Source organism: Brevibacterium sp. RIT 803, assembly GCF_016892625.1.
Lineage (GTDB): Bacteria > Actinomycetota > Actinomycetes > Actinomycetales > Brevibacteriaceae > Brevibacterium.
Genome location: NZ_JAFEMW010000006.1, coordinates 66197 through 83504, shown reverse-complemented (window position 1 = coordinate 83504; position 17308 = coordinate 66197). Strand labels below are relative to the sequence as shown.

The window sequence follows — 17308 nt, the reverse complement described above, 5'->3', positions numbered from 1 at the left end:
CGTGCGCACCAAAGTGCTCGCCGTCATCGCGGCCGCCACACTTCTGCTGTCCGCCTGCGGACAGGGCGAGGAGGCGGAGGACACGACAAGCGCCCCGCCCTCAGTCTCGGCCGAGGACGCGAAGTCGACCAGCCTCGACGACATCACGGTCGAAGGCAAGGTCGGTGAGAAGCCGAAGGTCAGCTTCGACGCACCCCTGGTCGTCGACAAGACCGGAGACACCGTCATCAGCGAAGGCAAGGGCGACAAGGTCGCAGACGGTGAGCAGGTCACCGCACAGATGACCCTGGTCTCGGGCACGACCGGCAAGCAGATCGAGTCGAGCTACGATTCGAAGTCACCGGCCGGGTTCCCGATGGACAAGAGCCAGATCTCGGAGCAGCTCTACAGTGCACTCTTGGATGCGAAGGTCGGTTCGCGCGTGCTCATGTCGCTCAACGGCAGTGCGCAGGAGGGCCAGCCGGCGCAGACCCTCGTCTACGTCATCGATATCGAGAAGACGACGAAGCCCCTGACACGCGCCGAAGGCAAGAAGGTCGATCAGTCGAAGAACCCCGTCACGGTGAAATGGGCCGACAACGGTGAACCCTCGATCTCGAAGCCGAAGGGCAAGGCTCCGAAGGAACTCGAATCGTATACGACGATCGAAGGTGACGGGCCGAAGGTCAAGGAAGGCCAGAGCGTGGCTGTGCACTACTCCGGCTGGCTCTGGGACGACAATTCGAAGTACTTCGACTCGAGCTGGCAGGATGGACGCGGACCCTTCGCCGTCGACCCAGTCGGCCAGGCTCAGGTCATCGATGGTTGGAACGAAGGCCTTGTCGGTGCAAAGGTCAGCAGCCAGATCGTTCTCGTCATCCCACCCGACAAGGGATACGGAGAGCAGGGCAGCCCGCCGAACATTCCCGGCAATGCCTCACTCGTATTCGTCATCGACGTCCTCTCAGCCCAAGGCTGAAGACCTCTCGGCCTGCGGCCGAGATCACAGACACCACAGAACTACGATCTCAGGAGACACCATGAGCAAGCAGAAACCAGTCGTCGATTTCCCCGGGACTGAGGCTCCGACCGAGCTCGTCATCGTCGATGACATCATCGGTGACGGCGCCGAGGCTGGTCCCGGCAATACCGTGAGCGTGAACTACGTCGGCATCGCCCATTCGACCGGTGAAGAGTTCGACGCCTCCTACAACCGCGGCACCCCGCTCGAGTTCCGTCTCGGCTCCGGCATGGTCATCTCCGGTTGGGACCAGGGCATCCAGGGCATGAAGGTCGGAGGCAGGCGCACCCTGCAGATTCCTCCGCACCTGGCCTACGGCGACCAGGGCGCCGGCGGTGTCATCAAGCCCGGCGAATCCCTGATCTTCGTCTGCGATCTGGAGAACGTGCGCTGAGACGCAAGCAGTGAATCTGCTGGCGAGACTCAGCTCTCGGCAGCCAATCTGCCCGCCGCGGCAGCAGCGAGAAATGCTGCTGCATCGGCGGGCAGTTTTCGTCCCATCGTCGACAGGCCCACCGGCGAGGACTTGAGGCCTGCCCACAGACCCTCAAGGCTGACACTGACCTGATCGTGCATGTGCAGCATCGGCAGCTGTGCGGCTGCGACTTCGGCCACGACGGAAGGGTCGGTTTCCATCTCACGGCGGTCAGCCTCGGCGAGAGTGGAGAAGTCCGGGACCGGAATCGTCATGCCGGGGCGGGCGATCTCGGCCAGCGAGGTCAGAGAGTGATGAGAGACTCCGAAATGCCTGCCGCGGGCATCGGCATTGGACATGCGCAGGACACCCACAGGGGTCCCACCCAGGAGAGCGGCCGCATTGAGGTGCTCACCGGTGACGAGGCCGGAATATCCGTATTTGGTTCCGGTCCCCAGATTTCCCGGGCCCTGCGCGACGATGGCGATATCTGCACCGAGGACATGCCGGGCGGCGAGCAGACCCGTGTGAATCGTCACAGCCTCAAGATCAGCGCCCCAGGATTGGCCGGTGCTGATGGTTCCGTGCAGCCAGCCTGCGTCCTTCAGGCCGGCACAAGCCTGGGAGAAGCTGGCGGGCAGAGCCGCGCCGTCGCTGAGGACATAGGCGATGCGAAGCTCGGGGTCGACCGTGCGGATGCCGGCGATGATGGCGGGAAGTGCCGAATGCAGATCCGCGACGAGCACGGGCATCCCACCCAGGGACTCTTCTCTGGCTAGGGTCTCATGGTGCTCAGATTCCTGATCGTCGACGCCGAGGACCATCGTCTGCAGGGGGGAGTAGCGGTCCTTGACCAGATGCCCTGGCCCCTCGGGCGGGTCGGTCGGCAGTGCATCGGGCAGAGCCACAACGAGACCGAAACCGCCGGTGCCCAAGCGTTTGGCCAGAGCCGAGACATTGAGCAGGACCGTGTCCCCTACCTGCGGATGTCCGACGGCCTCGGTATACGTGACCGCCTTGATGCTGGTGATCGTCGTGCCCGGCAGTGCCTGATCAATATCGGCCTCGACCTCTGTGTATCCTGGCCGGGTGGAGCGAATCGTGGTCACGGTTCCTCTGCGCCAATGAATCATGGTCCTAAGACTATCGCCCGCATTAGGTTACGGTGGAATTGTGAATACACCCCGCCCCAGCAGACAGAGGCAGCAGACGGAACGTCTGATGAATGTGCTGATCGCTCTGAGAGCCGCCCGCGGATGGGTCTCGCGGAAGACCCTGATGAGCGCCATCGACGGCTACGCGGGACTCGACGACATTGCCTTCGACCGCAAGTTCTCCCGCGACAAGGAGCTTCTGCGGCACATGGGGATCACGATCGCCACTCGCGCCGAACATGATGCCTACTCAGATGTGGGGGAGACGGGCTACCGGATCTCCGCCGACGACTACGCGATGGATGACGTTGAGCTCACCCCGTCCGAAGCGGCCGCGGTGGCAGTTGCCGCACAGTTCTGGTCCGACACCGAACTCGGTGAGTCCAGTGCGCAGGCGCTGACGAAACTGCGCGCCCTGGGCATCGACCTCACCGAGGCAGGACCTGGGCATGTCGAAGCCAATCAGGGGCCTGCGGCACGGAAGCTCGGCAGTGCGAACTTCGCCACAGCCCTCCACCACATCAACGCCCGTGAGGCGATCAGCTTCAAGTATCACAAGCCCGGGCAGAGCCCCCGCAAGGTCAAGCTCGAACCCTATGCGCTGCTCAGCCGCGGTGACCGGGTCTACCTGCTGGGCCACGACATCGACCGGCAGGCCCAGCGCACGTTCCGACTCTCCCGGGTCGAGGGCAAGCTGACGAAGCTCGGCGGACGGGACCCCGGCGACTATGACATCCCCGCGGACTTCGCCCCACATGTGGCGCTGAGCTCAAGCACGGAGATGGCTGTCGTCGCCGAGGCGAAGCTGCGCATCCGCGCCCACCGTGCGGACCCCCTGCGCCGACGACAGGTGCGCACGGAGGATGATGCCGTGATCATCGAGTTCACCGATGCCGCATCCCTGGCCGCAGAGATCGTGAGCTTCGGCACCGCCGTCGAGGTGCTTGCCCCGGTCGAACTGGCCCAGGCTGTCGAGGACCGACGGCACACAGTCAGAGAGTCCCTCGAACGACTCGGAGGTCGCAATGTCCTCAGCGCGTGAACGACTCACCCGGCTGCTGAGCCTGGTCCCGTATCTCGACGCCCACCCGGGGGCCGATCTAGAGGAGACCGCGGCCTACTTCAACATCGATTCGGACACCCTCATCGATGACCTGCAGCTCCTGTTCGTGACAGGTCGACCCGGCCACATGCCCGATGATCTCATCGACGCCAGCTGGGAAGGCGGGAAGATCTACATCTCCAATGCTGAAGAGGTCTCCGTCCCCGTCCGACTCAGCGCCGAAGAGGCCGGCGTCCTCGTCCTGGCCCTCGAACTCATCGACACCCTGCCCGGACTCGACACCGAGGCGGTGCGGACGGCAGCGTCGAAGCTGCGACTGGCTGCTGGGGAGAACCTCCACACACCTGTCGAGGTCAGCCCGATCCCCGCGGACGAAGAGCTGATGACGTTCCTCAAGCAGGCGATCGACACGGAAGCGGCGGTCGAAATCGACTACTACGTCGGTTCCCGAGATGAACTGACCCGGCGGATCATCGCCCCCAGCAGGCTGGTGCCTGGGGCGGACTGGTACCTGGATGCCTGGTGCTATGCCGCCCAGGCTCCACGCCGTTTTGCCCTGAGCAGCATTCGCTCCTGGATTCCGGCCGCACATCCGCCGCTGACCGTCAGCACCGCGCAGTCGAGTCCGCGGGAAGTCACCATGACGCTGTCCGCAGCAGGCGCATGGCTCGCGGATGAACTCGAGTTGAGCGAGCGTGAATACTTCGCCAACGGTGAGCCGAGTGTGCGAATCAGATTCCTGGTCCACTCCGTGGACTGGTTGAGTCGATTCCTGCTGTGCCATGCCGACGTCATCACCGACATCGACGACGGTGAGGCGGTGGACGCCGCACTGACGCGCCTGGGCTGATGCCGGTCACGGCACATCGGCCCAACCGTGCGGCGAGGATGAAAGGCACAGCCACACAGCGTAGAATCTTTGAGAGCAGACAATAGTCAAGGAGTCCCCATGAAACCGAGTTTCGTGCAGATCGCGATCGTGATCCTCATCATCGTGATCATTTTCGGCGCACCCAAGCTGCCGGCGCTGGCCAGAAGCCTGGGCCAGTCGATGAAGATCTTCAAGTCAGAGGTCAAGGACCTCCGTGATGATGACGAGCCCAAGAAGACCGAACCTGGCGAGCTCAACCGCGAGACAGGGGAGAACGACACCTCGTCGACCGCCGAGGCTGTCCGAAAGCCTGAGCAGCCTGCACAGGAAAAGCAGGATCCGCAGTCTCGCGAGACGTGAAAGAGCAACACGACCGGCGATCGTCTTCGGCACGTAAGAAGAACCCTGAGCGGAAGATGCCCGTTGTCGGGCATCTCATCGAACTCCGGAATCGTCTCCTTGTCGCGGCGATCGCGATCGCCCTCGGAGCCGTCGCCGGATGGTTCCTCTACGACCCTGTCCTCGACATCCTGCAGGAGCCGATCCGCGGCATCCGTGCTTCGGGGGACCGGACGGCTGAGATCAACTTCGCCGGAGTCGCCTCACCGTTCGATCTGAAGATCAAACTGTCGTTCTTCATCGGCATCTTCCTGTCCTGCCCGATCTGGCTCTACGAAGTCTGGGCATTCATCGTTCCGGGGCTGACGAAGAAGGAGAAGCTGTACTCGCTCGGCTTCCTCGGCGCTGCGATCCCACTGTTCCTCGCGGGATCGACCATGGCCTTCTTCGCCCTTCCCAACGCAGTCAAGGCTCTGACATCGTTCACCCCGGCTGGTGGTACGAACATCATCCCGGCGCAGGACTACCTGAGCTTCGTGATGGTCATCATCGTGGTCTTCGGTCTGGCGTTCGTTCTTCCGGTGCTCATGGTCGGACTCAATATGATGGGCATCCTCTCGGCCGCACGGATCCAGAAATCCTGGCGGGTGATCGTGATGATCGTGTTCCTGTTCGCGGCCATTGCCACCCCCACTCCCGACGCAATGTCGATGTTCTTCCTCGTGATCCCGATGATGACGCTGTTCTGTGCGGCATGGGTGATCTGCGTGTTCAGTGACCGGAGACGTAAGAAGAGGCTCATCGCGCAGGGCCTGTGGGTCGACCCCGACGAACCGATTGACTGAGAGAAGCATGACTGAATCCGTGAGCCCGCTCGAACCCTCGGCAGACACTGAGCCGATGAGTCCTGCGGCGGCCTATGCCGACTATCGAGACAGGACGAAGAAGGCGCAGACCCCCTTGGGGCGGTTCGCGGCCAGGACCGACTTCGAACTCGACGACTTCCAGCTCGAGGCGTGCACGCAGCTGCAGGAAGGCAAGGACGTCCTCGTCACTGCGCCCACCGGTGCCGGCAAGACTCTGATTGCGGAATTCGCTGTCGAACTGGCCAGGGACGAAGGCAAACGGGTCTTCTACACCACCCCGATCAAGGCGCTGAGCAACCAGAAGTTCAACGACCTCATGGAAGTCCATGGTGTCGACAACGTCGGGCTGCTCACTGGTGACACCTCGATCCGGCGTGATGCGCCGATCATCGTCATGACCACAGAAGTCCTGCGCAATATGCTCTACAACGACCTGTCGGGACTCTCCGACCTCGGATTCGTCGTCCTCGACGAGGTTCACTACCTCGCCGATCGTTTCCGCGGACCTGTATGGGAAGAGGTGATCATCCACCTGCCGGACCGGGTGCAGATGGTATCGCTGTCGGCGACCGTGTCCAACGTCGAGGAGTTCGGCGCCTGGCTGCGTGAGGTGCGTGGGCCCACGACCGTCATCTCCACCTCTCATCGCCCGGTGCCGCTGGTCAACCATGTCCTCGTCGGCCACCGCATGTATGATCTGTTCACTCACCACGACTCCGACCGGATCGACCCCGCCCTCAACCATGCCACCCGGACTCACGGTGGGCCCCGCTCGAAGCGCGAACGAGCCACCCGCGCCCGATTCCGCAGGCCCAGCAGAACCCAGGTCGTGTCCTCTCTGGCCGAGACCGGGATGCTGCCGGCGATCATGTTCATCTTCTCCCGAAATGCCTGCGACGAGGCGGTGGAACAGTACCTGACCTCGGGATTCGACCTGAACTCCCGTGAAGAGAAGGTCATCGTCAATGCCGCACTGGAAAAGCTGCGCGATGAGCTGGCCAGTGAGGACCTTGGCATCCTCGGATTCCACTCGTTCAGGGAAGGCCTTCTGCTGGGAGTCGCCGCCCACCATGCGGGGATGATCCCGCAGTTCAAACAGCTCGTCGAGGAACTCTTCTCCCAGGGCATCATCAAGGTCGTCTTCGCCACCGAGACTCTGGCCCTGGGCATCAACATGCCTGCACGCACAGTCGTCCTCGAGAAGCTCGTGAAATTCAACGGTGAGGCCCACGTCTCGATCACGCCGGGGGAGTACACCCAGCTGACCGGGCGGGCCGGGCGCCGCGGCATCGACAAGATCGGCCACTCAGTCGTCATCTGGCATCCCAGCTTCGAAGTCAACGAGATCGCAGGACTCGCCTCCAACCGCTCCTATGCGCTCAATTCTGCCTTCGGACCCACCTACAACATGACGGCGAACCTGCTGTCGCGGATGAGTTCGGCGGAAGCAGCGAAGGTCCTTGAGACCTCGTTCGCACAGTTCCAGGCTGACAAGGCCGTCGTGGGGCTGGCGAAGAAGGTGCGGAAGAACGAAGCGACGATCGGAGCCTATGAGAAGTCGATGGAGTGCGAGCTCGGGGACTTCGCCGAGTATGCCCGTCTGCGGCAGGCCATCAGCGATACCGAGAAGCAGGAGACTCGCACCAAGTCGAAGAACCGGCAACGTGAGATCGTCGAGTCGCTGAGTACGCTTAAGATCGGCGATGTCGTCACCCTGCCCGCGAAGCGAGTTGAGGGCACTGCCGTCATCATCGCGCCCATGAGCTCCCGCGACGGAGGTTCACGGCTGCCGACGGTCCTGACCGAACAGGGCAAAGTCTGGCACCTGCGCCCCCACGAGGTGACCGAACCGCTGGCAGCACAGGGCCGGGTCCGTGTGCCGAAGAAATTCAATCACCGGCAGGCGGGGGACCGGAGGCAGCTGTTGGGCATCCTCAACGATGCCAAACACGATGGCAAGGTCGATCCAGAGGCCCGATGGGAATCCTCACCCGGTGCGTCTGGTGTCAGCTCGAGCGTGTCGGAGATGACCGCGCAGCTGCGAGCCCATCCCTGCCACGAGTGCCCGGACCGCGAGATGCACGCCAGGTGGGCCAATCGAGCGGCCAAACTGGTCAAGGAGAACGATTCGCTCATCGCCCGGATCGAAGGTCGGACGACGTCGATCGCTCTCGTGTTCGAACGAGTTCAGGACGTGCTGCGCACGCTGGGCTTCGATCCCGAACAGTCAGATATGCTGCGTCGGATCTACGGGGAGCGCGACCTGCTGGTGGCGCTGACGATTCGCTCGGGACTGTGGGACAACCTCGTCGAACCTGAACTTGCCGCATTCGCCTCGTGCTTCGTCTTCCAATCCCGGCGCGGTGACACCCTCCATCCGGAGCGTGCCCCGAGCCGCGACCTCAAGGTCAACGGAGATGAAGCAGTGACGATCTGGCGCAAGTTGTTCCAACTCGAGGAGCAGCACGCCCTGTCGACGACGCAGGAACCCGACAGAGGACTATTCAAGCCGATGTACCGCTGGACCGAAGGTAAGAACCTTGCCGACTCCCTGCGCGGCACGGACATCGCAGCCGGAGACTTCGTCCGATGGGCCAAGCAGAGCCTTGACCTGCTCGGCCAGGTTGCGGAGGTGGCCGAACCGGAGACGGCGGGGCGCATTCGTCGGACGATCGAAGCGATTCGCCGTGGAGTCGTCGCCGATTCCTGATCGGAAGATCGTTGCGACCTCAGCAATGGGATCTGGCTCAGCAGCGGAATCTGGTTCGGCAACAGGACCGTGATGCCGGCAGAATGGGCCCGCCTTCAGAAATGAAGACGGGCCCAGATGCGTCTCAGCGCTTGACCTTCTTGACGATGTTCTCGATGTCGGAGCCGAACGCGCTCTCCGTGGTCAGATAGGTCCACGTCGACGACGGACGCTTGAGCCCGTGCGATTCCAGATCGATTCCGGCAGCCGTGAACTCTGCCTCTTCGACAGTCGACGCTGAATCCTCGATGACGTCGGACCAGAACGAGGAGAAGACGCGGATGGACTCCGTGTTGAATGCCTCATGCGGTTTTTCGCGTGCGAAGGTGCGCAGATGGATGCCCTCACGCAGATCGTTGAGGAAGGCGAGGTGGTCGACCCAGCGTGCATCGAGGTGGAACAGCATCACTTCGCGCAGCGTTGCGTCGACGAGCTCCTGCGAATGCTCGTCGGCCAGATCCTTCGCCACATCGCCGAGGCGCCCCTTGAGTTCGTTGATGGCCTCATCATCGACGCGCAGCTCTTGGCGTCGAGCGAGGACGAGATCACGCTGCTTGGCCATGAGCTCGTTGAACTTCCAGGTGTCGCGGTGCAGTGCGGTGTTCTGACCTTCAGCGACGCGCTGAGCGTGTTCGACGAGACTCAGCGCCCGCTTCGACTCGATCCACCCGGTCTCATCTCCTTCGGAGACGAAACGTTGGATTTCCGGGACACGAGTCAGGAGCTCATCTTCAAGGCTGGTGAAGAACACGGACGTTCCTGGATCGCCTTGGCGTCCGGCGCGACCGCGCAGCTGATCATCTAGACGTGAGGACAGGTAGCGTCCGGCGCCGATGACCAAGAGCCCGCCGGCATCGGCGACGCTGTCATCGGCCAGACGGATATCGGTGCCGCGTCCAGCCATCTGGGTCGACACCGTCACCGCACCAGGGGCACCGGCAGCCGCGATGACATCAGCCTCGAGCGAATCGTCCTTGGCATTGAGTACAGCCACATCGATGCCGCGCTCGGTCAGCCGGGCCGCCAGCGATTCGCTTTCCGCCACCGAAGACGTGCCGATGAGCACAGGACGATCCTTGGCATGGTTATCGGCGACCTCGTCGACGATCGCGCGTTCCTTCGACTCCTGATACGTGTAGAGCCTGTCTGGTTCGTCGTTGCGGATGACGGGCAGGTGCGTGTCGACGGGGACGATCTCAAGGTCGTAGAACTCGCGCAGGTCATCGCCGACAGCCAGTGCGGTTCCCGTCATACCGCAGACGGTCTCGTAGCCGTGGATGAGTTCTTCGACGGTCATCTGGTCGAGGATCTCACCGCTCTCAGTGGTGCCGACGCCTTCCTTGGCCTCGACCGCTGCCTGGAGCCCGTCTGGCCAGCGCTGCAGTTCGGCCACTCGTCCACGGGAAGCCGAGATGAGTTTGACCCGTCCGTCGACGACAAGATAGTCCACATCACGCTTGACCAGGGATTTCGCATACAGGGCCAGGTTGACCGCAGCGAGATCGGATGCGTCTTCACCGAAGAGCTCGACATCGAGTTCAGCCTCGACGCGGTTGATTCCCTCGTCTGTGAGTGAGACCGCTTGATGATCCGGGCTGATCTCGTAATCGACGCCGGGATCGAGGGTCTCGACGAGTGCCGCGATCGCAGCGTTGGCGTCTTCGACGCTGGCCGATCCGGCGAGGACAAGGGGGACACGCGCTTCGTCGATGAGCACAGAGTCAGCTTCGTCGACGATGACGACATCACGATCCGGGACGCGAATCTGGTCGTCATCGGTGACGAAACGGTCGCGCAGCACGTCGAAGCCGACCTCCGTCACGGAAGCATAGAGAACCTCAGCACCATAGCCTTCGCGTCGCTCGGACTCACTCTGAGTACCGGAGATCGCTGCTGATCTGACACCGAGGAGGTCGAAGAGCGGCTTCATCCAGGTGCGGTCGCGAACAGCGAGATAATCGTTGACGCTGACTACGTGGACTCGACGACCCTGCAGAGCGTACCCGGCTGCAGCGAGAGCGCCGACGAGGGTCTTGCCCTCACCGGTGGCCATCTGCACGATATTCGCCTGCAGCAGTCCCACCAGGCCCTTGATCTGCGTGTCATAGGCGCGCTCGTCGAGCGACCGTTCGGCAGCCTCACGAGCCAGCGCACAATAGCGAATGAGATTGTCCTGCGCGGAGCCTGAGGTGAAGATCTCCGCAGCGGCCTCTGTCAGCTCGCTGTCTTCCATCTTCGCGTACTCACGACTCGCGGCCGCCATATCGTCAGCGGCCCTATCGAACCATCCCGTGGCTTTGTCGGCCTGTGCGCCGGGTCGGTTGAGCAGTCGTGAAAAGAAACCCATTATCGTCCTTCGTCGAGTGATGGTCGCAATTGATTCTATCGTTCAGGCCATGGGCCAGGAGCCATCGACGACGGCCTCGGCGTTGCCCTTTCTGCGCAACCAAGACTGCAGGTCAGCGGCCTGGGCGCGTTTCCAGTCACCCTGGGCGGACATGATATCGGCCCGAGTGAGATTCGCGATTTCCTCCGAGCTCTCGGCCAATGCTCGGGAAATGTCCAGAGCGGCAAGGGCATCCGCTGCGGCATCGTGGGCGTCGAGCAGGGTGACCTTCCATCGTTTGGCTGTCTCCGTGAGAGTCCGTTTGCCACGACGGAACTGCTCGATGCGCTTGTCCAGGACAAATGTATCGACGATCGTCGGCAGCTGTGCCGCGAAATCGATATGGGGCTGATGGCGTCTGACTTCGGCCGCCATGACGCTGAGGTCATAGACGATGTTGTGGCCGACGACGACGGCGCCTTCCGATCTGAGATCTGCCAGGACCGCGCAGAGCTCGGCGACGACCTCTGCCACCGGAGCGCCGTTGGCTTGAGCGAATTCGGTGGTGATTCCATGAACGGCTCGTGCCGGTTCGGGAATCTCGACTCCGGGGTCGGCCAGCCAGGTGCGTGAGCTGTCGACGGACTCGACGAATGCAGCAGTCACGATCCTGGCAGTCGACGGGTCGACACCTGTCGTCTCGAGATCGAAACCGACCAGCCGCGACTGCGACCAGGAATCAGCGGTGGATACGCTCGGATTCGACGCGGCCGCGGGCTGTGCAGCCGGCGCCTGAATCGGAGAGATCGCGCTTGTGCCGGTGGCCATAGGGGAAGACTCGCCCGATGCCTTCGCACCGGAGTCTGTATCGGCGCTGCCGAGGGCGGCGATGAGGGTGTCGACCGAACGGCGGATATTCTGGCCTCGGGCTGCAGTCTCCACCGCAGTGCGATCAAGCTCGCCGGGTACGGATTCGAGATCGAGCCCGTGAGCGACATCGGTCAGGCACCGCATAACCTCGAGGGTCTTGTAGAGCGTGTCCTCCTCTTCGATCAGCGTCGCCGCTCGTTTGGGGCTGAGACCACCAGTCTTCACACCGGCCTTCGCGGCCTTGATGACCGATGCGAGGGAACCGAAGTTCGAGAGCAGCGTGGCGGCGGTCTTCTCCCCGATCCCCGGTGCGCCAGGCAGACCGTCCGAGGGATCGCCGCGCATCGCGGCGAGCTCACGGTATCGGGTGCCGTCGGGCACACCATAGGCCTCAGGCAGATCTGCCTGGGTGATGGCCTCCCACTCTCCGCCCTTACGCGGGCGAAGCACACTGACGTCTGCGGCCTCATCGATGAGTGCGAGCAGATCACGATCGGGGGAGACGATGACCACAGGGGTGCGCGACTGGGCGGCCATGGTCGCGATCACGTCATCGGCTTCGGTCCCGTCCACCTCGGCGATGGGGATTCCTGCAGACTGAAGAACGCGAGTCATGATCGGCAGCTGCACAGCCAGCTCGGGTGGGATCTCGGTGCCTGCTTCGGCATCTTTGACCCGGGCCGCCTTGTATTCGGGCATGATCGCGGTTCGGAAGGCGGGTCGCCAATCCGCGTCCATGGTCGCCACAACTCGCGGGGAGTCGAATCGGCGAATCATCTGGGCGATCGCATCGAGGACACCGCGCACGGCGTTGACCGGCTGGCCGTCGTCGTTGACGATCGAATCGGGGACCGAGTAGAAGGCACGGTAGTACAGGGCGGGCGTATCGATCAGGACCAAGGGCTTCACACTCGCTGACGATACCCGACACCCCTGACTCGAGTGCAAAGACGCCGACACGGAGGTGTAGCCTATCGGCTGTGACTATGTACTTTGGTGGAGATGTATACAGCAGTGTCGACCCCTTTGCGACCGCCTTGGGCACGAAGGACGGGACGGTCTCGTTCATCGGCTCCGATGAGGCAGCGCTTGCATCGGAGCCCGACGCAATCAACCTCGACGGGGATTTCCTCACCCCCGGTTTCGTTCACGCGGGGCTGACTCTTCGCGAGGGCGCTCCCGACGGTGACCGGCTCGTCGAGTCCGGATTCACCCACGTGCACGTCCTCGGGTCCGCTGAGGCTGTGCAGGACTTCAGCGATCGCGCGCCCAAGACTCTGAGGATCGTCGCGTATCCCCAGATCAGCGCCGAGGCCTCTGAAGCGGCGGGCCCGACCACCGACAGAGCGAGCATCGCTGCTCTCGACTTCCTCCGCCTCGATACGCTGCCGGAGACGGCCCTGTACATCCAGGTCGAGTCGAATCAGCGCCTCGGCGAGGTCCTGGACCGTGTGCGCGACCATGCCGCGCTGGCACAGCGCAACGGATACCGGCTGCTGCTGAATTTCAGCGTCACTGAGGACTTCATCACGCCGCTGGGCTACTCCGGCATCGCGATCACCCTCGACCCCGCGCAGCAGCAGCCGCTGGCGCAGCTGCTGTCGGCAGGTGCGCAAGTGTCGTGGACAAACTCACAGGGCTCACCGTGGGCTACTGTGCGCTCGGCCGTCGTCGGCGAGAACGGAATCGGAGCACGTGCAGCGTTCAACGCAGCCACCCGGTTCGCTCACCGTGCCGCTGGCAACCCGGACGGTGGAGTCCTCGCTCCCGGAGCCGACGCTGACTTCGTGCGGTGGCAGGTCGAACGACTCGTCGTTCAGGTCGCAGATGCACGCGTTGCCGCGTGGAGCACCGATCCGCGTTCGGGCACACCCGGACTGCCGGAACTCTCGCCCGACGTCGCGCTGCCGACTCGCATCGCATTCCGCGAGGATGCTTAGCACCCGTCGACGTGGTGTTGCTCGGCCCTGCTCGCACGATTCAACACGACACGCCGATAAGCGAAGTATTTTTATCATTCTGCCTTGCGTCTGACCTGGAGATTTGAACATAACCGCAGGTCAGAGAGATTTTGCAAAGATCACGACAGCCACTAGATTCGTTGTTGACATTCCACAGCAGCTGGGATGGAGCCGGCACTCTCGTCATTAGATAACTCGTTTCCCAACGTGGTCCGAAGGCGAGAGTGTCGGCTCATATATTCCGCCACCCTCGGCGTATCGTTGTGGCCGTGGTTTCTAAGACTCTGGTCGTCATTCCGACCTACAACGAACGACTCGCTCTTCCTGTGACATTGGCCGGCCTGTTCGAGAATCAGCCCGACGTCGACGTTCTCGTCGTCGATGACGGTTCACCCGACGGCACCGGCGACTGGGTCGATGACCAGGCACGCGCCGATTCGCGCCTGCACGTTCTGCACCGCACTGAGAAGTCCGGCCTGGGGATGGCCTACATCGCCGGATTCGAATGGGCGCTCGAGCGCGATTACGACATCATCTGCGAGTTCGACGCCGACGGATCTCACCGTCCTCTGGACCTCGGGCAGCTTCTGGCTGTGACCCAGGCGGGACATGCCGACCTCGTCATCGGCTCGAGGTGGGTTCGGGGTGGGGCGATCGTCGATTGGCCTCGCTCTCGCTTCTTCCTCTCCCGCGGAGCCAATATCTACGTCAATGCGGTCATGGGGCTCGGGGTCAAGGATGCGACAGCAGGGTTCCGTGCATATTCGCGAGAGGTGCTGCAGAGTCTTGATCTCTCCGGAGTGCAGTCCCAGGGGTACTGCTTCCAGATCGACATGACCTACCGCACGGTTGAGGCCGGATTCCGCGTGGCCGAGGTTCCCATCGTCTTCGTCGAACGAGAACTGGGCGAATCGAAGATGAGCGGATCGATCATCTCCGAGGCATTCACCAAGGTGGCCGGTTGGGGGCTGACGCGCCGGAGACGACAGGCTCGAGACTTCATCGAGCGAATCGCTGCTCGCAGGACGACTTCCTGAGGGCGCCGAGGAGGCTCCGGGCAGTCAAGAAGGGCGGGGTGCAGGTCCGATGACCTGCACCCCGCCCTTCTTGCTCAGGTGTGCTCGTGCGATTCAGCGCTGAGGCCCTCAGGCCTGTGCGGGCACCTCACCGCGGCGCACAGCAAGCCGCTCATCGAGCAGAACCTGAAGTTCGTCGAAGGAGCGGCGCTCGAGCAGCATGTCCCAGTGGGAGCGCACGTGCTTGCCCGGCTCGCCATCGGGCTCGTTCACGCCGACACGGGTGCCGACGCCGTGGATGCCCGAATCCCAGGTGGAGGGAACTTCAGCTTCGATCGAGAAGGGAACCTTGAACCTGGTTCCGTCTTCGCACTCGAATTCGACCATCTGGCGAGGCGCTGGTTCGACGCCCTCTTCCGTTTCCAGGCTGCGTGAGCCCAACTGTGTACCGCGGAGACTGCGTTCGCTCATATCTCTCTCACCTTCCGACTCGACTGCAGACGTCTCATACGAAAGAACAGTCTACCGTCTGCGCCTATTCCCAGCACTCAGGTCCGAGCCGCGAGCTCGCGCAGCCCCGCCGGAACGTCGTCGGTGACGATCCCATCGACATCGAGGTCGAGGAGAACGCGCATCGAAGCAGGGTCGTTGATGGTCCATACATGGACCTGCAGACCCGACTGGTGAGCCCGAGACACGAAATCCTCGGTGATGACGGGTACGCCTTTGAACGACATCGGCACCTGCAGCGAATCGAGGCCGGCCGGCAGGGGACAGGGCCCGGACCCGGCTACGCCGGGCAGTCCTCCCGCCGCAAACAGCGCGGACTCCAAGACTCCTGCTGAGGATCGGACCCCGGGCAGTGCCTCTCGCAGGCTGCGCAGGGTCGACGACGAGAACGAAGCAAGCCGGATCCTCCCTTCGGCGTTGAGGCTGCGAACGAAGCGAACCATCGGCGCAATGCTGACGGCAGCCTTGACATCGATGTTCCACGCCGCCTCAGGAATCGACTCGAGGAGAGCAGACAGCCGAGGAAGATGACCGCCGGCCAGGAGTTCGACGGAGTCGAGTTCGGTGGCGGTGAGATCGCCGATGCGGTGCGGGCGATCGGCAATGCGGTCCAAGTCGGCATCATGGGCCGCGAACAGGACGCCGTCGGCCGAGGCGTGGACGTCGGTCTCCATCCACCGCACACCTGCCCGATGGGCGGCGGTGAATGCCTCGAGAGTGTTCTCACTCATACCGGGCCACTGCCCGCCTCTGTGGGCGATGATCTCTGCCTGAGAATTCATGGTCCAATCCTATGTTGCTGTTGACCTTGGAGTCGGGGTCGACAACTATGGAGACATGAGCCGAACACAAGATCCGATCGAACCTGATTACGTCATCGATTCCACCAAGAGGACCCCGACCGAGAAGGCGCGTTCGGCCGCGACCAGAGCCTACGGTGCGGCCAGCAGCAGCGTGAGGAATGTTCGCGAGGCGACGTCGGGTTCCCGCCTCATCGAAACGACCGAGGCGAACGTGAAGAAGGCGCTGGGCAATGTCTCCCAGGCGATCGACGACGCCGTGCGCAGCGGGAAGGTCGAACGTGCGTTCGACAAAGCACAGGAAACAGTGACCACCGGTGCCGATGGCATGCGCAGACTGGTGACGCGCAAGTCGAAGTGACCTGAGACCCACCACTGCGGCATACTCGTCGAGCGTGCCGCATTGCTTTTGTAACAGTTTCTTAATTACACTGTCTTCAGGTAACGATCCGATAACTTGGAGCCAGTGTTGAGGTGCACTCGATCATTGAGTCTCCTGGTTGCCGAAACACCGGCCGATGACTACGAGGACTCACTGTGGGAAAACACTCTTCGCCCCGTTCGACGACGACGGGCTCGCTCTTCTCTGCGCTCAAGGCACCAAAGAAGAAGTCCGGAAGGCATTCGCCGCAACAGGCCGATGGCGCTGGGAACACCGCAGGGGGAGTGCTGGCATCAGTGCGTTCGCGCCCGGTCCTCTCCGCATTCATCGTTCCCACCGTGGCGACCGCCGCAGTCGTCGCCTCCAGCTTGGCGATGGTTCCCGACAGCACGAGCGATGGCCAGCAGGTCGTTGCTGAAGCCCCGGTCGTCGCAGCAGCCGAAGCGACACAATCCCCCGACGAGTCCCTGGCCAAAGCGAAGAAGCAGGCCGAAGAGAAGCCGGGCAAGATCTCTCTCGAGTCCAAGATCGAGACACCGAGCCCGACCCCGACCGAGTCCGCAGCCAAGGACAACGCAAGCAAGGATACGACGAGCGAGGATGCCGCCACCGGTGGCTCAGACTCGAAGGAGCCGACGCCCGATGCCAACGACGAGCCGTCCAAGTCCGGCGACTCTGCAGGTCAGTCAGGTACCTGCCCAATGTCGTACTACGGTGGAGGCGACGGATTCGATGGTCAACCGACCGCCAGTGGCGAACTGTTCGATACCAACAAGCTGACTGCAGCGCATAAGTCGCTGCCGTTCGGCTCGCAGGTGAAGATCACCAACACGGCCAACGGGAAGTCCGTGACGGTGCGCATCAATGACCGTGGCCCCTATCACGGCAGTCGCTGCATCGACCTGTCCAAAGCGGCCATGGAAGCGGTCGGCGGAGTCGGAGCCGGGCAGATCAACGGCAAGTACGAGGTTCAGTAAGTGTCGTTC

At 62.8% G+C, this 17308-nt stretch carries 16 protein-coding genes; 11 read left to right on the top strand and 5 right to left on the bottom strand.

Going from position 1 to position 17308, the window contains the following annotated elements; all coding sequences use genetic code 11:
- The first annotated feature begins 1 nt into the window (after window position 1).
- Window positions 2–958, top strand: coding sequence for an FKBP-type peptidyl-prolyl cis-trans isomerase (locus tag JTF07_RS18345; RefSeq protein WP_353844020.1), 957 nt, complete (start codon window positions 2–4; stop codon window positions 956–958).
- 61 nt (window positions 959–1019) lie between these two features.
- The gene (locus tag JTF07_RS18340) at window positions 1020–1394 is read left to right on the top strand and encodes an FKBP-type peptidyl-prolyl cis-trans isomerase (RefSeq protein WP_204235663.1); all 375 of its coding nucleotides are present in this window, start codon (window positions 1020–1022) and stop codon (window positions 1392–1394) included.
- Window positions 1395–1423: 29 nt separating this feature from the next.
- Here JTF07_RS18340 and JTF07_RS18335 read toward each other — a convergent pair whose 3' ends face one another.
- On the bottom strand, window positions 1424–2548 hold the full coding sequence (locus JTF07_RS18335; RefSeq protein WP_204235662.1) for a DUF3866 family protein: 1125 nt from the start codon (window positions 2546–2548) through the stop codon (window positions 1424–1426).
- A gap of 88 nt (window positions 2549–2636) precedes the next feature.
- On the opposite strand from JTF07_RS18335, the gene JTF07_RS18330 reads away from it, so the two are divergent.
- The 5 genes from JTF07_RS18330 (at window position 2637) to JTF07_RS18310 (ending at window position 8418) form a co-directional block, all read left to right on the top strand.
- Window positions 2637–3611: a helix-turn-helix transcriptional regulator gene (locus JTF07_RS18330; RefSeq protein ID WP_204235661.1), complete on the top strand. Its 975-nt coding sequence runs from the start codon at window positions 2637–2639 to the stop codon at window positions 3609–3611.
- A complete protein-coding gene (locus JTF07_RS18325; protein ID WP_204235660.1) occupies window positions 3595–4482 on the top strand; it encodes a WYL domain-containing transcriptional regulator in 888 nt (295 codons plus the stop codon). The genes JTF07_RS18330 and JTF07_RS18325 overlap by 17 nt, the downstream gene beginning before the upstream one ends.
- A gap of 99 nt (window positions 4483–4581) precedes the next feature.
- The gene (gene tatA / locus JTF07_RS18320; RefSeq protein WP_204235659.1) at window positions 4582–4863 is read left to right on the top strand and encodes a Sec-independent protein translocase subunit TatA; all 282 of its coding nucleotides are present in this window, start codon (window positions 4582–4584) and stop codon (window positions 4861–4863) included.
- Complete coding sequence (gene tatC, locus JTF07_RS18315; protein WP_485933161.1) at window positions 4860–5687, top strand: twin-arginine translocase subunit TatC; 828 nt, start codon at window positions 4860–4862, stop codon at window positions 5685–5687. The genes tatA and tatC overlap by 4 nt, the downstream gene beginning before the upstream one ends.
- 7 nt (window positions 5688–5694) lie before the next feature.
- Entirely contained in the window at window positions 5695–8418 is a 2724-nt protein-coding gene (locus JTF07_RS18310; protein WP_204235658.1) for a DEAD/DEAH box helicase, read from the top strand.
- A 124-nt stretch (window positions 8419–8542) separates the two neighbouring features.
- Here the strand turns inward: JTF07_RS18310 and secA2 are convergent, their stop codons facing one another.
- Complete coding sequence (secA2, locus tag JTF07_RS18305) at window positions 8543–10804, bottom strand: accessory Sec system translocase SecA2 (protein WP_204235657.1); 2262 nt, start codon at window positions 10802–10804, stop codon at window positions 8543–8545.
- A gap of 42 nt (window positions 10805–10846) precedes the next feature.
- On the bottom strand, window positions 10847–12562 hold the full coding sequence (locus JTF07_RS18300) for a 5'-3' exonuclease H3TH domain-containing protein (protein ID WP_353844019.1): 1716 nt from the start codon (window positions 12560–12562) through the stop codon (window positions 10847–10849).
- A gap of 77 nt (window positions 12563–12639) precedes the next feature.
- Between JTF07_RS18300 and JTF07_RS18295 the strand changes: the two genes are divergently transcribed.
- Both JTF07_RS18295 and JTF07_RS18290 read left to right on the top strand, forming a co-directional pair.
- On the top strand, window positions 12640–13593 hold the full coding sequence (locus JTF07_RS18295) for a metal-dependent hydrolase (RefSeq protein WP_204235897.1): 954 nt from the start codon (window positions 12640–12642) through the stop codon (window positions 13591–13593).
- A 284-nt stretch (window positions 13594–13877) separates the two neighbouring features.
- Window positions 13878–14651, top strand: a complete 774-nt coding sequence (locus JTF07_RS18290) for a polyprenol monophosphomannose synthase (RefSeq protein ID WP_204235656.1) — start codon at window positions 13878–13880, stop codon at window positions 14649–14651.
- 108 nt (window positions 14652–14759) lie between these two features.
- Here the strand turns inward: JTF07_RS18290 and JTF07_RS18285 are convergent, their stop codons facing one another.
- The gene (locus JTF07_RS18285; protein ID WP_143921669.1) at window positions 14760–15101 is read right to left on the bottom strand and encodes an RNA polymerase-binding protein RbpA; all 342 of its coding nucleotides are present in this window, start codon (window positions 15099–15101) and stop codon (window positions 14760–14762) included.
- Window positions 15102–15178: 77 nt separating this feature from the next.
- Window positions 15179–15922: a glycerophosphodiester phosphodiesterase family protein gene (locus JTF07_RS18280; protein ID WP_204235655.1), complete on the bottom strand. Its 744-nt coding sequence runs from the start codon at window positions 15920–15922 to the stop codon at window positions 15179–15181.
- Window positions 15923–15977: 55 nt separating this feature from the next.
- On the opposite strand from JTF07_RS18280, the gene JTF07_RS18275 reads away from it, so the two are divergent.
- On the top strand, window positions 15978–16301 hold the full coding sequence (locus JTF07_RS18275) for a hypothetical protein (protein ID WP_252199936.1): 324 nt from the start codon (window positions 15978–15980) through the stop codon (window positions 16299–16301).
- 176 nt (window positions 16302–16477) lie between these two features.
- The gene (locus JTF07_RS20990) at window positions 16478–17299 is read left to right on the top strand and encodes a septal ring lytic transglycosylase RlpA family protein (protein ID WP_204235653.1); all 822 of its coding nucleotides are present in this window, start codon (window positions 16478–16480) and stop codon (window positions 17297–17299) included.
- Window positions 17300–17308: the final 9 nt, after the last annotated feature.